This is a genomic window from Moraxella sp. DOX410, from assembly GCF_032248735.1.
GTDB lineage: Bacteria > Pseudomonadota > Gammaproteobacteria > Pseudomonadales > Moraxellaceae > Faucicola > Faucicola tetraodonis.
In genome coordinates, this window is sequence record NZ_CP135138.1 from 1,529,599 (window position 1) to 1,543,579 (window position 13,981).

Here is a 13,981-nt window from a genome sequence, read left to right on the forward strand (position 1 = left end):
AATCGGCACTAGTAGCCGATTTTTTTATGGATTAACATGTTAGCGAAGCATATCGTCATCGTCATCTGCTAACGATTCATCTTCATCAAAATCGAAGTCTTCATATTCATAATCCGCTGAGTCGTTTTCTTCAACGACAGCAACGCACTCTTCATATAATTCAAAAATATATTCTTTGATATCACTTTCTTGCTGGTGTTTATTTGGCGTGAGTTTGGCTTCTTCTTCATAGATAAATTTTGCCAAATTTAGCGCGACATAGTTATTACTTAGTTCAATCATGATGTTATCCTTATTATGTGCGGTATTATTATGTTAAAACGGTAGCGATAGCGCATCGTTAGTATGACATATTCAAAACCAGAAAGCTTAAAGCAGTTGTAAGCTCGTGTAAAATTCGAACTTTTAACAGTTTGTCGCCATAAAATATAAAACCCACCGAAGTGGGTCTATATGACTGCTTACTGCTTATCGTTTAAGCTTTGGGTAAAGTCACGCCCATTTGACCTTGGTACTTACCACCACGGTCTTTGTAGGAAGTTTCGCACACATCATCGGCATCACTTTGGAAAAATAGCATTTGCGCCACGCCCTCACCGGCATAGATACGCGCGGGCAAGTTGGTGGTATTACTAAATTCAAGAGTGACGTGCCCTTCCCATTCTGGCTCAAGCGGCGTGACATTGACAATAATACCGCAGCGCGCATAGGTAGATTTTCCCAAACAAATGGTCAATACATCGCGGGGAATACGAAAATACTCGACAGTACGAGCCAAGGCAAATGAGTTGGGCGGGATGATACATTCATCGCCCACGATATCAATAAAGCTACGCTCATCAAAGTTTTTTGGGTCAACGATGGCAGAATGGACATTGGTAAATACTTTAAATTCGCGCGCGCAGCGGACATCATAACCATAGCTTGAGGTGCCGTAGCTGACCAATTTTTGTCCCTGCTCGCCCACACGTACTTGACCTGCTTCAAATGGCTCAATCATGCCATGCTCTTGTGCCATTTGGCGTATCCAGCGGTCGGATTTGATCGACATTTTGTTTCCTCAAATTTTAAATTTAGGCAGAATTATACTGTAATTTGCTACACATAGGCGAAAAAAAACGGCTTTCGAGTGAAAGCCGTTTTTTTGGTCAGAAAATTAACTCATACGCAATTTATCAAAGGTTAAATTACCTTGAGCATCGACATCAACTTTTATGGTATCACCCGCCACAAACTCACCCGATAACAATTTGACTGATAGCGGATTCTCAATTTCTTGCTGGATGGCGCGTTTTAGCGGTCTTGCACCATACACAGGGTCATAACCCACAGCGACCAATTGAGTCATGGCTTCATCTGACAATACAATATCCATGTCGCGCTCTTGAAGACGTTTGCGTAAGCGTGACAGTTGAATATCTGCAATACCCGCCATTTGCTCTTGCCCAAGTGGATGGAACACCACGATTTCATCAATACGGTTGACAAACTCTGGGCGGAAATGCTGATTGACTGAATTCATCACTGCCGCTTTGATTTCTTCATAGCTATCGCCTGCCATCTCTTGGATTTTATGCGAACCAAGGTTTGAAGTCATGATAATGACAGTGTTTTTAAAATCCACAACACGACCTTGACTGTCGGTCAAGCGACCATCGTCTAGCACTTGCAGTAGGATATTAAACACATCAGGATGTGCTTTTTCTACTTCATCAAACAATACCACACTGTAAGGTCGACGGCGTACCGCTTCGGTCAATACCCCACCTTCTTCATAACCCACGTAGCCTGGGGGTGCGCCGACAAGACGGCTGACACTGTGTTTTTCCATAAATTCAGACATATCAATACGAATCATGGCATTTTCATCATCAAACAAGAAACTTGCCAACGCTTTGGTCAATTCAGTTTTACCCACCCCTGTCGGACCTAGGAACAAGAACGAACCGCTGGGACGATTGGGGTCAGACAGCCCGGCACGACTACGGCGCACCGCATTGGCGACTGCTTGTACCGCTTCATCTTGACCGACTACGCGCTCATGCAGTTTTTCTTCCATATGCAGCATTTTTTCACGTTCGCCTTGCATCATTTTTGCAACAGGGATGCCTGTTGCAGCGGCAACGACTTCAGCGATTTCGTTCTCGGTGACTTTGTTACGTAGCAGTTTGACGCTTGGCGCTTGCCCTGCTTGCTCTTTTTGCTCAGCCAAGTCAGATTCTTTAATACGTTTTTCCAGTTGTGGAATGGTTTCGTATTGCAGTTTTGACATGGTCTCGTAGTCACCTTCACGCTGGGCTTTTTCATAGGCGATACGTGCTTTATCAAGCTCGTCTTTGAGCTGTTGGCTACCTTTAACGAGGGCTTTTTCTGCTTGCCAAATTTCATTTAAATCTGCGTATTCTTTTTCAAGCTCGCTGATTTGGGTGTCGAGCAGTTTTAGCTGTGATTTTGCGCCTTCGTCATCTTCATGCTTTAACGTTTCACGTTGCATTTTGAGCTGAATCAAACGGCTGTCTAATTTGCCCAAGGCTTCTGGTTTACTATCAAGTTCCATTTTTAGACGGCTAGCCGCTTCATCTACCAAGTCAATGGCTTTGTCAGGTAGCATACGGTCGGTGATATAACGGTTACTCATCCGCGCTGCGGCAATAATCGCACTGTCTTGGATATCGACCCCATGGTGCAGTTCATAACGCTCTTTTAGACCACGCAAAATGGCAATGGTATCTTCCACCGTAGGCTCATCAACCAATACTTTTTGAAAACGACGCTCAAGGGCGGCATCTTTTTCGATATATTGGCGGTATTCATCAAGGGTAGTCGCACCCACGCAGTGCAGCTCACCACGCGCTAACGCAGGTTTGAGCATATTACCCGCATCCATCGCGCCATCGGCTTTACCCGCACCGACCATGGTATGAATTTCATCAATGAATAAAATGACTTGTCCTTCGCTTTTTGCTAGGTCGTTAAGTACCGCTTTTAGGCGTTCTTCAAACTCACCACGGAATTTTGCGCCCGCAATCAGTGCGCCCAAATCAAGCGATAATACACGTTTGTTACGCAAGCCTTCTGGCACATCACCATTTACGATTTTTTGTGCCAATCCTTCAACAATGGCAGTTTTACCCACACCCGGCTCACCAATAAGCACCGGGTTGTTTTTGGTACGGCGTGACAATACTTGAATGGTACGGCGGATTTCGTCATCACGCCCAATCACGGGGTCAAGTTTGCCCGATTCGGCGCGTGCGGTTAAATCGATGGTATATTTGTTTAAGGCATCACGTTGGTCTTCGCTATTTTGTGTATCCACTTTATCACCCCCACGAATAAAATTAATGACTTGTCTTAGTTTTGGCTCATTGACCCCTGCTTTTGTGAGCAGTTTTGCAGTGTCGCCTGTCTCTGCTAAGGCAACCAGCACCCAGTCAGTAGATAAGAACTGATCGCCCGCTTTTTGCGCATGGCGCTCGGCTAGATTTAAAATCTTAACCGTATTTGGGCTAAGATTGACATCACCTGTGGGTGTACCAATCACCGCTTGGTTGTTGAGTGATTGTTGTACGTCTGTTTTTAACTGGCTTAAGTTTGCGCCTGCTTGTTCATACACATTGGCATTACTCGGTTCATTGAGTAACACTGACAATAAATGAATCGGCTCAATCGCGGTATGATCACGAGTGACAGCGAGCGTTTGTGCCTGCTGAACCGCGTTTTGTAAGGCATTAGTAAATTTATCAAATTGCATTATTATTTTTCCTTTTAGCTTTTAACTAATTAGCTTTGAACTAAAATTGATATGGTGTTTTGATAAATCGTTTCAATATCCACCTTTAAATTTTTTTAATTGTCAATGTTTTTTTTGATGATTGATGATGGCTGTATTTTCAATTATAACTTGGGTCAATAGCTTGCAAAATTTATCGTGTTAGCTATTAAAAATTGACAATAAAAATGTAGATAAAGTCATGAACAACCAAATTTTCGCTTATCTTATAACTTCCAAAGGGATATACCGAGTCACTTTTACTGACTGAGTTTTTGTTGGTGGCTGATATGCATTTACTTTAGTAGCGAATTAGTAGCGGCTAGTAGCCTAGTAGCGTCTTGGTTTTTTATTAGCCGCATTAACCGTTATTTTTAAAGAATTACGCGAACTAAAGTTTAAGCCATAGCTAAAAATTGACACTAAAATTTTATGGACAATTAATAAAATTATATAATATTTTCAATGGTTTATTTTAAGATTACTTACATTACATTAACCTATCTACTACATCAATATACAACAACCATGCATGGCGCATGTTACTCTGCAAAACATCAAATGATAACGCCCCTTAACATATCAATTCAGTTCAGTTCAGTGGCGCTGCTTTATTTGGTCAAATAACAGTCAAAAAACAATAACAGCAAAACAATAACTAGGAGTCATACCCATGCGCGCATTAACCTACCACGGTGCCAAAGATGTTCGAGTCGACAATGTTCCCGACCCAAAATTACAAGCCAAAGATGATATTATCTTAAAAGTTACTGCTACCGCCATTTGTGGCTCGGACCTACATTTATACCGCGGCAAGATCCCTGCGACCGAAGAAGGCGATATTTTTGGTCATGAATTTATGGGGGTTGTCGAAGAAGTGGGCGCTGACGTCACGGCGGTAAAAAAAGGTGATCGCGTGGTGATACCCTTTGTAATTGCCTGTGGTAGCTGCTTTTTCTGTCAAAATGATTTGATGGCAGCCTGTGAAACCACCAATGAGGGTCCCGGCGCGGCGATGAACAAAAAGCTTATTCCGCCACCTTCGGCATTGTTCGGTTTTAGTCATTTATACGGTGGTGTGCCTGGCGGACAAGCAGAATATGTGCGTGTCCCAAAAGCCAATTTTGGTCCTTTTAAAGTACCAGGTTCATTGCCTGATGAGAAAGTTTTGTTCTTATCGGATATTTTGCCGACTGCATGGCAAGCGGTGACGAATGCCAATGTCACCAAAGGTTCGACTTTGGCTATCTATGGTGCAGGACCTGTGGGCTTGCTATCAGCTGCCTGCGCCAAAATGTTAGGCGCGGCACAAATATTTATCGTTGACCACAATGACTATCGTCTGCAATACGCACAAGATACGTATGGCGCAATTCCTGTTAATTTTGACAAAGTTGATGCCGCAGAAGCCATTATTGAGCAAACTGCGGGGCATCGTGGTGTCGATGCGGTGATTGATGCCGTTGGTTTTGAATCAAAAGGTAGCATAGTTGAAACCGTATTAACGACGCTTAAGCTTGAAGGCTCAAGTGGTGCGGCATTACGTCAGTGTATGGCAGCGGTACGCCGTGGTGGTACAGTCAGTATTCCTGGGGTGTATGCAGGTCCGATTCATGGTTTCTTGATGGGTGATGCGTTTGACAAAGGATTAACCTTTAAAATGGGTCAAACCCATGTACATAAATACTTGCCACAACTGCTTGAACATATTGAAAATGGGGATTTATCGCCTGAAGCGATTATTACTCATCGTATGAATCTATCGGATGCGGCAAAAGGCTATGAAATCTTTGAAAAACGTGAAGAAGAGTGTCGAAAAGTGATTTTGACACCGTAATTTTACCTTGTCATGGATTTAGCATGGTTAATTTAGAATGATAAAATGAGTGTCAATCAGCTTGATACCATGATTAATCATTCAGTCACTAGCCCCTCACAACTTTTGGTCGATAATGTAGCCAAAGTTGTGCAAGGGGTTTCTGATTTGCTACTACTATTAGATATTGATGGGACGCTTAGTGAATTTCACCCCGATCCCCAGCAAAGTTTTATCAGCAATGAGAATCTAGCAATTTTAGCGCAGTTACAAAATCATCTACCCGTTTGGCTAGTAACAGGGCGGTCAGTTGCTGATGCTAGACGTTTGACAGCGCCGTTAAAACTGCCGGTGATTGGTAGTCATGGTTTGCAATGCGATACTCTAATCGATGGCTATTCTTTGGTGGACATCGATTTAGCGCAGCTACAACAAATTAATCAAAGCGTCATTAACGCCACTGGTAATCATCCAAACTGGCGCATCGAGCAAAAACCTTTTGGTGTGGCACTGCATTTTCGTGAGCATCCCGAACTTGCCGATAGCGCTTTAACCATCATGCAAGCTATTGGGCATGATTTTAATGATTGGCAACTTAAAGCGGGCAAATGTGTGTATGAGCTATTGCCGCAAGGGGTCGATAAAGGCAGTGCCATTAACCATGTTTTAGACCACTATCACCCTCATTGCCGTCCGATATTTATCGGCGATGATGTGACCGATGAAGCAGGATTTATTGCTGTACAAAGTTATGGTGATACACCCAATAAGAAAGGTAGTGATATCAAAGGAATTGGTGTCAAAGTCGGTTATGAACCCACCCATGCCCATTATTATGTGAGCGACGTCTCAGCGGTTACTGCGTTACTTAAAGGATTATTGACCCTATGTCAAAGTTGATTGTGCTATCGAATCGGGTTAATTTACCTAATAAACAGTCACCTAAAGCCGTAGCAGGGGGGTTGGCAGTAGCGCTTCAAGAAGCCCTTGCCAAAGATGGCGGTATTTGGGTCGGTTGGAACGGTCAAGTAGTGACAAATATCAGCGATATGCCCGATACCGTCAACCAATTTGCGACTGAGCAACATGACAAAGTCACCTATGTCACGACGGCTTTTTCACCCATGCAATATGAAAAGTATTATTGTGGTTACGCCAATAATCGACTTTGGGCGGGGATGCATGACCGCACGGATTTGATTGTATCAAGTAGTGAAGATTTTAGCGTTTATCAAGCTGTCAATCGTATGTTTGCCAAACAACTACAGCAAATTGCGCAGCCTGACGATATGATTTGGATACAAGATTATCATTTTTTTGCGGTAGCAACGCATTGCCGTGACTTAGGAATGAAACAGCGCATTGGCTTTTTTTTACATATTCCATTTCCCCAGTTATGGGTGTGGGATTTTTTGACTTATGGTCAAACTTTAATCCATCAATTACTTGATTATGATGTGGTTGGATTACAAACCCAACAAGACGCTCAAAATTGTGTCGCGGTGATTGAGCAGCTACTCCCCCACGCCAACCAGATTACTCAAACAAATGCACGCACACTGATTAGCCATGGCAATCATACCACCTTAATAAAAGCCTATCCGATTGGTATCAATCCTATCCATATTCGCCATCTTGCCAGTCAACCGCTGTCAGACCAAACTGTGTTAAAAAATCTCAATTCAACCATCACCACGATTTTAGCGGTAGAACGTCTGGATTACACCAAAGGTATTCCCGAACGCTTACAAGCTTTTGCCGCCTTTTTGCAGCGTTATCCGCAATATCTTGAACGGATTCAGCTGTATCAAATTGCTTGCCCATCCCGTCTTGATATTGAGACTTATCAACAGTTACGACAACAAGTGCATACCCTAGTTGAGCAAATTAATAGCCAATTTGCTACTGCCCGTTGGCAACCGATTATTTATCAAGAAGACCCCGTCAGTCATGACAATTTAATGCCGTTATTTAGGCAATGCCAAATTTGTTGGGTTAACTCGCTAAAAGATGGCATGAATTTGGTGGCAAAAGAATACATTGCCGCACAGGATGAACAAAACGCAGGGATTTTGATATTGTCTAAAAATGCGGGGGCAGCGCACCAACTTCAGCAAGCTATCTTGGTCGACCCGAATAGCAACGACAGCATGATAGAGGGCTTATACCAAGCATTGACCATCACCAAACAACAACGGGAACAACGTCACCAATCGCTATTACAGGGCATTTATGAGACCGATATTGACACGTGGCGAGCGCATTTTTTGGCAGATTTGACCCACATGGATAAAATTCTATAACCCAATAAAACAGATAATAAAATAGACAACAAAACAGCCAATGAGAAATTCACAATGACACCAGTGTTGGATCATGCTTTACCTACCGACTATCACCAATCAGACTTGGGTAAATTAATTACCGCTATTTTGCAAGACTTTCGCAGAGCGGTTGATACCTCACCTAAACTAAGCGATGCCGCTTATGTGACACAATTAAAGCAAACTTTGTCACAGTTGGTGCTTTTGTCCGCTCAAATTGCTTTGCCTGCTGACGGTCATACTTTACAGCGCTGGCAAGTATTGGCACAGGTTGCCGCTTGTGATTTGAACTTGGTCAAATTTTTTGAGTCGCATCTTGATGCATTGGCGATTCTGGCAGAATTGGGCGTGGACGATATCGCTGAAGGTTTATGGGCAGTATGGGCAGCAGAAGGCGGTGATGAGCCACTGCGTTTTGATGGCGAGACATGTACGGGACAAAAACTGTGGTGTTCGGGTGCGACTTTTGTCGATCATGGTTTGGTTAGTTTCCGAGATGCCCAAAATAACGCCCAATTGCTGATGTTAGCCATGAACCAACCGCAAGTGACCATTGATGACAGCGGTTGGTATGCGGTAGGTATGCCCTTCACGGCGACAGCCACGCTCCATCTAAAAGGCGCTAACGCCACCCAAGTCATGTCAAATGCGATTGCCAAAGGTAGCAGCCCTTATCTCGACCGCCCAGGATTTTGGCAGGGTGCAGCAGGAGTAGCGGCTTGTTGGTATGGCGCGGCAGCCCAGTTGGCACAGTTTTTATTGGACAGCTATCAGCAAAAACCCCAAGCCTTTAAAGCACTTTATCTTGGCGAAGTATCGCAAGCACTCAGTGTCACCCAAGCGTACTTTTATCAAGTTGCGCAATTAATCGACAGTGAACCGCGCCAAAGTCATACACTCCCTATCCGTATCTTAAGAGCGCAAGTGGAGACTACCGCCATGCTAGTGCTTGAAAAAGTGGGTAAAGCCTTGGGTGCAACGCCTTATTGCAAAAACGCCCATTTTGCACGGCTAGCGGCAGATTTATCGGTATTTATCCGTCAAACCCATGGCGCATTTGACAGTGAAGCGATTGGCAAATTGACTGCCGAACAGCTTGGCGATGCACAAGGGGCATTATGGCAACTGTAGATTCTAAGCACGCCCCACTACATCCGATTGTGGGTGACCGTTTAATTGCAGGCGACGGCACCTCTGCACAAGACTGGCAAGCGTGGCAAGGGTTAGACAGTCTCACCAGACTGGATATATCGACCCATTTTTCCACCCATCGGCGCGTGTGTATTTTTGCGCCGCACCCAGATGATGAGATTTTGGGCTGTGGTGGCTTGCTGCAAGCGTTGGTGGCTCAAGGCAATCAAGTATTGATTGTTAGTGTTACCCAAGGCGAGAAAAGCCACCCTAACTCACCGCTGTATCCGACCGACAAACTGGCAAAAATCCGAGCACTTGAAAGCCAGCTTGCGCTTGAAACGCTGGGTAGCAGTTTGGATTTGCCCAATGTGTCGATGATAAGCTTGAATTTTCCTGATGGCGAAGTTTTTGGGCGACAAGCGGATTTTTTTGATAAGTTAACATCGCTGATTCAGCCCGCTGATATTTTAATCACCCCATTTGCGTACGATGGTCATCCCGACCATGAAGGCACTGGGCAAGTGGTACAGCGTTTTGCCCATGAGTTTAAAAGTCGCCTAAATTTGACTTGCTATCAAGTGCTGATTTGGGCATGGCATTGGGCAAAGCCTGGCGATAGCCGTATTCCCTGGCACAAAGCATGGCGATTTGATTTAAGCGAATTGCAGGCGCAGCGAAAAAGTTATGCCATGCGCTGTTTTAGCAGTCAAATCTATGCTGACCCAACAACAGGAACAGCGCCTATTTTGTCAGATACCACATTAACTAGACTTAGCCAACCGTTTGAGGTATATCTTCATGACTGATGTGTCAGCGTATTTTGCCCAAATTTATGCCGATAGTAGCGACCCTTGGCAATATGAAAAACGCTGGTATGAAGTGCGAAAACGCGCGATTTGCTTGTCATTGTTGCCCTACCCACATTTTGCCAAGGCGATTGAACTAGGCTGTAGCAATGGCGTATTTAGTGAGCAGTTAGCCCAGCGCTGCGATTATTTACGGTGTGTGGATGGGCAACTTGAGGCAGTCAAACTTGCCAGTGAGCGTCTGCACAATCAGGCGCATGTGCAAGTTGTGCAAGGTTTGATACCGCAGGATTTGCCCAGTGAGCGATTTGATTTGATTGTGGTCAGTGAGATTTTATACTACTTGGCGCCTGATGCACTGACCGAAGTCATCGCTTGGCTCAACACCGCATTAACCGACAATGGCGTGGTTTTAGCCTGTCATTGGCGCTATCCGATTGACGGGTTTCAACTGACAGGCGAAACAGTCCACGACTGTTTGCAACAACAGCTTCACTACCCTCAGCAAAGTCATGTGATTGACCAAGATTTTTTGTTGACCATTTGGCAAGCCAATCACCAAAGCCTTGCCAAGCAAGAAAATCTAGTGGAATAACTGAGAAAAACATCATGGCAAATACTCCAGTCACACAGCGGCGACCCAAAAAAATCGGCATAGTCATCCCTGCCCATAATGAAGCCGATAGCATCAGCGCGTGTTTGGATGCGATAAAACAGGCGATTGCTCAGCTATCAAGCGACATAGCGGTACAAATGGTGGTCGTGCTAGATAGCTGTGATGATGATACCTTATCAAAAGTACAAAACGCCCACGTAGACTGGATGCGCTGTGAGTTTCGCTGTGTGGGTAAAGTCAGGGATTTGGGCGTGCGCTACTTAATAGAACAAGGGGCTGATTGGATTGCTTGCACCGATGCCGATAGTATAGTGGAAGCTGATTGGTTAGTTGCACAAATCAAACACCTAAAAGCCGAACCCACAACTATGCCCACAGCTATGATATGTGGCGTAGTGAGTGTCGATTGTTGGGATGCGTTGTCAGAGAGTACCAAACAGCAATATCTCGCCCATTATCAAGATTGTATGAATCATCGCCATATTCATGGGGCAAATTTAAGCTTTGCCAGTCAAGATTATTTGGCGGTGGGTGGTTTCGATGAATTAACTTGCCATGAAGATGTGGGTTTGGTGAAAAAATTTGAGCAAGCCAATTTACCCATTATTTGGAGTAATTTGGTACGTGTGGTGACTAGCAGTCGCCTTGATGCCCGCGCTGAGGAAGGGTTTGCCCATTTTTTAAAGAGTTTAGAGAATCAGCCTTCAGCTTAAATGAAAACCAGCCTTTGAATGAAATAAAGGTATAAAAGTTGGCTTTAACACAGTTCACTTACAAAACTATTGTGATATTCCTTGCTATCTGCCGGTATTACTATATACTGGACAACAGCTAGAAAGCAGTCAGAAGTTTCAATCGCATTACATTAAGTCTATTCTAAGTTCGTTTCCATTACGCTTGTGTCCTAGATTTTAAGTGAATCGTGTATCAAAACTGCCGCAATTCTATCATATTGAATAGAATCGTGTTGTGGCTTAGTTCCAGCTTTAGGGTCAGATGACCACTTTTAAAATCTATCTAATCAAGGACAATCCTATGTCAAATACTGTAAACGGCACCGTAAAATGGTTTAACGAATCAAAAGGCTTCGGCTTTATCGAACAAGACAATGGCGGCAAAGACGTTTTCGCACATTATAGCCAAATCGCAAGCTCAGGTTTCAAAACCTTAGCGGAAGGTCAACGCGTATCTTTCGTTGTGACCCAAGGTCAAAAGGGCGACCAAGCTAGCAATATCGTTGCTATCTAAGGTTAACTAAGCCTACTATGGTAAATGGTCTGATATCGTGACTGCGTGAATAACGCTGCATTGATTGATTAGCCATTTGCATAGATATCAAAAAATAGCTATCAAAGAAGCGCTTATTTATTATAAGCGCTTTTTTTGTGTCTTTTGCTCACCCAACTTTTTGGCTGCCTCGGCCGATAATTTGTGGGCTGCTGTGTGCGGTTAAAAAAGGTTATTGCGCATCCACTTTACGTTTTTTTTGAAGTTTTCGTTGTAAAGTGCGCCGGTGCATTTTGAGTACCCTCGCCGCTTCACTGATATTGCCTTGGCATTCATCTAATACTTGGTGGATGTATTCCCATTCGTGATGTTCAAGTGACAAACGTTCATCTGTGGCACTACCGATTGACTTTGTAGGGGTTGCTACGATGTCCAATACTTTATAGATTTCATCCAGGCTACACGGCTTAGGCAAATAATGATACGCGCCCATTTTGACTGCACTGACGGCGGTCGCAATGCTGGCATAGCCAGTAAGCATTAAAATTTTGGCGGTGGGGGTAATAGCGAGCAAAGGCTCAATCAGATGAATACCATTGTCATCACCGATGTTGAGATCCAGTATAATAAACTTGGGTAACTGGTTCTTTGCCAGTTGTAGCGCGCTATCGGCATTGCTGGCCGTCAATACCTGATTGCCCTGCTTTTCCAACGACTTTTTTAAAATACGGCAAAACACCTCATCATCATCAATGATAAGCCATGTCTCTGCTAACAGGGGTGGGTGTTGCAACCTAGTCTCCTACAACAAACTGGCGGGCGCATCGATTACTGGTAACGTTATCTTCACGCACGTACCTGAATCATCTAACCTTTTTTGCAGGGGTGAATTTTGCTTATTGGTCAGCTCAAGGTGTCCGCCAACATATTCTATAACTGTTTTGGCAATCGTCAAGCCAAGCCCTAAGCCATGATCAGATTCGATGGCGATTTGGTGTTGGATACGCTGTACCATGCTACTGTCGATACCCTGTCCGTTGTCTTCAATTATAATCATCACGTTTTGAGCAAGCTGTACGCTAATACTAAGCATTGTGGCTTGTGCCTGCATGGCATTATTGAGCATATTCATCACAATAGAATACAGCTGTTCTTCACTCAAGGGCACATCGATCGGTTGTGGTGGTACATTGAGTGCTACTTCAACATGGGGGTTGATAAATTGCCAATCATTGACGACTTTGGGCAGTAGCGTTGGTAAATTTGATGACGTTACCCATGCCAATGGCTCTGATTGCGCTGGCGGGAGCGCATTGGATTGGATATGGGATTTGAGCTTGTGCAGCGATTGGCGGCAGACGTCGATTTGTGACTGTAACAGTTTTATGTCATCCAACAGTTCGTCGTCTTCCTCTAATTGCTGGGCAATATCATCGCTTAGTAATTGCATCGACGCAATCGGCGTGCTCATCTCATGGGCGATATTGGCCGCAAGACTACTGATGGCAAGCAACCGACGTTGTTGGTGAATGGCTTGCTGCGCTTGCTCAAGCGCCTGATAACTGCGGCTCATCGCCTGTTTAAAATAAACCGTTAAGGCGGTTAACATGATTGCCGCAAAAATAAAAACCCCAAACATACCCAGTAAATGGAGTTTTTGACCCACCGCATGATCATGGTGGTTAAGGGTCAGCGGCACATAACAATACCATAACAGCGTATATAGCCCAACTGACAGCATTGACAAGCCGATGATGTGCACGGTGCTCATCACCATAGACGCCACGGCAATCACCGTCAAAAACAAGGTAATCAACGGATTGGCCGCCCCACCCGAATAATAAATAAAGGCTGACCACGCCAGTAAATCCCCGATAAACCCCGCCATTGTGACCCAAGAGTGTTGGGGATTAAATTGTCGAATAACCATTAAGCGTTTAGTCAGTTCAACGCTGACCCCATAAATAATGGTAATCGTGAGCAGATGATTGATTTGCTGTTTGGCAACGCCCCATTGGTCGGCACAAATCATCGCCGCGACCATAATAGCTAACCAGGTATAGCGAGCAATCATGGGGGCTTTTGCGACGTTCTTGATGGCTTGATGCATGGGCAAACTTTTGACGAACCATAAAACAAGATTTTAGCATGAAGCAGCCGCACTTTGAGCGAACTTTGAGCGAATTAACGTGTCAAAAGTAAATCAATGGCTAGTCAATACTAGGATAACTACAAATGCACCAAAAGTTTTCTCCTTAAACCCTATGGATGATGGCATAATTTTTT

At 44.2% G+C, this 13,981-nt stretch carries 13 protein-coding genes; 8 read left to right on the top strand and 5 right to left on the bottom strand.

Features of this window, described 5'->3' with window-relative positions:
• Positions 1-39: 39 nt before the first annotated feature.
• The 3 genes from RNZ41_RS06750 to clpB all read right to left on the bottom strand — a co-directional run bounded on the left by RNZ41_RS06750 (position 40) and on the right by clpB (position 3,754).
• Positions 40-282 carry a hypothetical protein gene (locus RNZ41_RS06750; RefSeq protein WP_007116248.1) on the bottom strand — a complete coding sequence of 81 codons (243 nt, stop codon included), beginning with the start codon at positions 280-282 and terminating at the stop codon, positions 40-42.
• 193 nt (positions 283-475) lie between these two features.
• Positions 476-1,051, bottom strand: coding sequence for a dCTP deaminase (dcd, locus tag RNZ41_RS06755; protein ID WP_007116249.1), 576 nt, complete (start codon positions 1,049-1,051; stop codon positions 476-478).
• 105 nt (positions 1,052-1,156) lie between these two features.
• Positions 1,157-3,754 carry an ATP-dependent chaperone ClpB gene (clpB, locus tag RNZ41_RS06760; protein ID WP_314026908.1) on the bottom strand — a complete coding sequence of 866 codons (2,598 nt, stop codon included), beginning with the start codon at positions 3,752-3,754 and terminating at the stop codon, positions 1,157-1,159.
• Positions 3,755-4,445: 691 nt separating this feature from the next.
• Here clpB and RNZ41_RS06765 point away from each other — a divergent pair.
• The 8 genes from RNZ41_RS06765 (at position 4,446) to RNZ41_RS06800 (ending at position 11,716) form a co-directional block, all read left to right on the top strand.
• Positions 4,446-5,609 carry a zinc-dependent alcohol dehydrogenase gene (locus RNZ41_RS06765; RefSeq protein WP_060994696.1) on the top strand — a complete coding sequence of 388 codons (1,164 nt, stop codon included), beginning with the start codon at positions 4,446-4,448 and terminating at the stop codon, positions 5,607-5,609.
• Positions 5,610-5,654: 45 nt separating this feature from the next.
• Complete coding sequence (gene otsB, locus RNZ41_RS06770) at positions 5,655-6,488, top strand: trehalose-phosphatase (RefSeq protein ID WP_314026909.1); 834 nt, start codon at positions 5,655-5,657, stop codon at positions 6,486-6,488.
• Positions 6,476-7,891, top strand: a complete 1,416-nt coding sequence (locus tag RNZ41_RS06775) for an alpha,alpha-trehalose-phosphate synthase (UDP-forming) (RefSeq protein WP_314026910.1) — start codon at positions 6,476-6,478, stop codon at positions 7,889-7,891. The genes otsB and RNZ41_RS06775 overlap by 13 nt, the downstream gene beginning before the upstream one ends.
• A 54-nt stretch (positions 7,892-7,945) precedes the next feature.
• Complete coding sequence (locus tag RNZ41_RS06780) at positions 7,946-9,043, top strand: acyl-CoA dehydrogenase middle domain-containing protein (RefSeq protein WP_314026911.1); 1,098 nt, start codon at positions 7,946-7,948, stop codon at positions 9,041-9,043.
• A complete protein-coding gene (locus RNZ41_RS06785; RefSeq protein WP_314026912.1) occupies positions 9,031-9,852 on the top strand; it encodes a PIG-L deacetylase family protein in 822 nt (273 codons plus the stop codon). Before RNZ41_RS06780 ends, RNZ41_RS06785 begins: the two co-directional genes overlap by 13 nt.
• Positions 9,845-10,447, top strand: coding sequence for a class I SAM-dependent DNA methyltransferase (locus RNZ41_RS06790; RefSeq protein ID WP_314026913.1), 603 nt, complete (start codon positions 9,845-9,847; stop codon positions 10,445-10,447). The genes RNZ41_RS06785 and RNZ41_RS06790 overlap by 8 nt, the downstream gene beginning before the upstream one ends.
• 14 nt (positions 10,448-10,461) lie before the next feature.
• Entirely contained in the window at positions 10,462-11,181 is a 720-nt protein-coding gene (locus RNZ41_RS06795) for a glycosyltransferase family 2 protein (RefSeq protein ID WP_314026914.1), read from the top strand.
• Between the two features lie 322 nt (positions 11,182-11,503).
• Positions 11,504-11,716, top strand: coding sequence for a cold-shock protein (locus tag RNZ41_RS06800; protein WP_050324216.1), 213 nt, complete (start codon positions 11,504-11,506; stop codon positions 11,714-11,716).
• Between the two features lie 211 nt (positions 11,717-11,927).
• On the opposite strand, the gene RNZ41_RS06805 is transcribed toward RNZ41_RS06800, so the two are convergent.
• Both RNZ41_RS06805 and RNZ41_RS06810 read right to left on the bottom strand, forming a co-directional pair.
• Positions 11,928-12,488 (bottom strand): response regulator transcription factor, encoded by a 561-nt coding sequence (locus tag RNZ41_RS06805; RefSeq protein WP_314026915.1) that lies wholly within the window; start codon positions 12,486-12,488, stop codon positions 11,928-11,930.
• Positions 12,489-12,497: 9 nt separating this feature from the next.
• Complete coding sequence (locus RNZ41_RS06810) at positions 12,498-13,805, bottom strand: sensor histidine kinase (protein WP_099833765.1); 1,308 nt, start codon at positions 13,803-13,805, stop codon at positions 12,498-12,500.
• Positions 13,806-13,981 lie beyond the last annotated feature (176 nt).

Excerpts from the sequence above, each read along its gene's own strand:
- RNZ41_RS06810 (WP_099833765.1), bottom strand. The coding sequence starts at position 13,805 with ATGCATCAAGCCATCAAGAACGTCGCAAAAGCCCCCATGATTGCTCGC.
- RNZ41_RS06765 (WP_060994696.1), top strand. The coding sequence starts at position 4,446 with ATGCGCGCATTAACCTACCACGGTGCCAAAGATGTTCGAGTCGACAAT.
- RNZ41_RS06750 (WP_007116248.1), bottom strand. The coding sequence starts at position 282 with ATGATTGAACTAAGTAATAACTATGTCGCGCTAAATTTGGCAAAATTT.
- RNZ41_RS06790 (WP_314026913.1), top strand. The coding sequence starts at position 9,845 with ATGACTGATGTGTCAGCGTATTTTGCCCAAATTTATGCCGATAGTAGC.
- RNZ41_RS06785 (WP_314026912.1), top strand. The coding sequence starts at position 9,031 with ATGGCAACTGTAGATTCTAAGCACGCCCCACTACATCCGATTGTGGGT.
- RNZ41_RS06780 (WP_314026911.1), top strand. The coding sequence starts at position 7,946 with ATGACACCAGTGTTGGATCATGCTTTACCTACCGACTATCACCAATCA.
- RNZ41_RS06795 (WP_314026914.1), top strand. The coding sequence starts at position 10,462 with ATGGCAAATACTCCAGTCACACAGCGGCGACCCAAAAAAATCGGCATA.
- RNZ41_RS06775 (WP_314026910.1), top strand. The coding sequence starts at position 6,476 with ATGTCAAAGTTGATTGTGCTATCGAATCGGGTTAATTTACCTAATAAA.
- clpB (WP_314026908.1), bottom strand. The coding sequence starts at position 3,754 with ATGCAATTTGATAAATTTACTAATGCCTTACAAAACGCGGTTCAGCAG.
- otsB (WP_314026909.1), top strand. The coding sequence starts at position 5,655 with ATGAGTGTCAATCAGCTTGATACCATGATTAATCATTCAGTCACTAGC.
- dcd (WP_007116249.1), bottom strand. The coding sequence starts at position 1,051 with ATGTCGATCAAATCCGACCGCTGGATACGCCAAATGGCACAAGAGCAT.
- RNZ41_RS06800 (WP_050324216.1), top strand. The coding sequence starts at position 11,504 with ATGTCAAATACTGTAAACGGCACCGTAAAATGGTTTAACGAATCAAAA.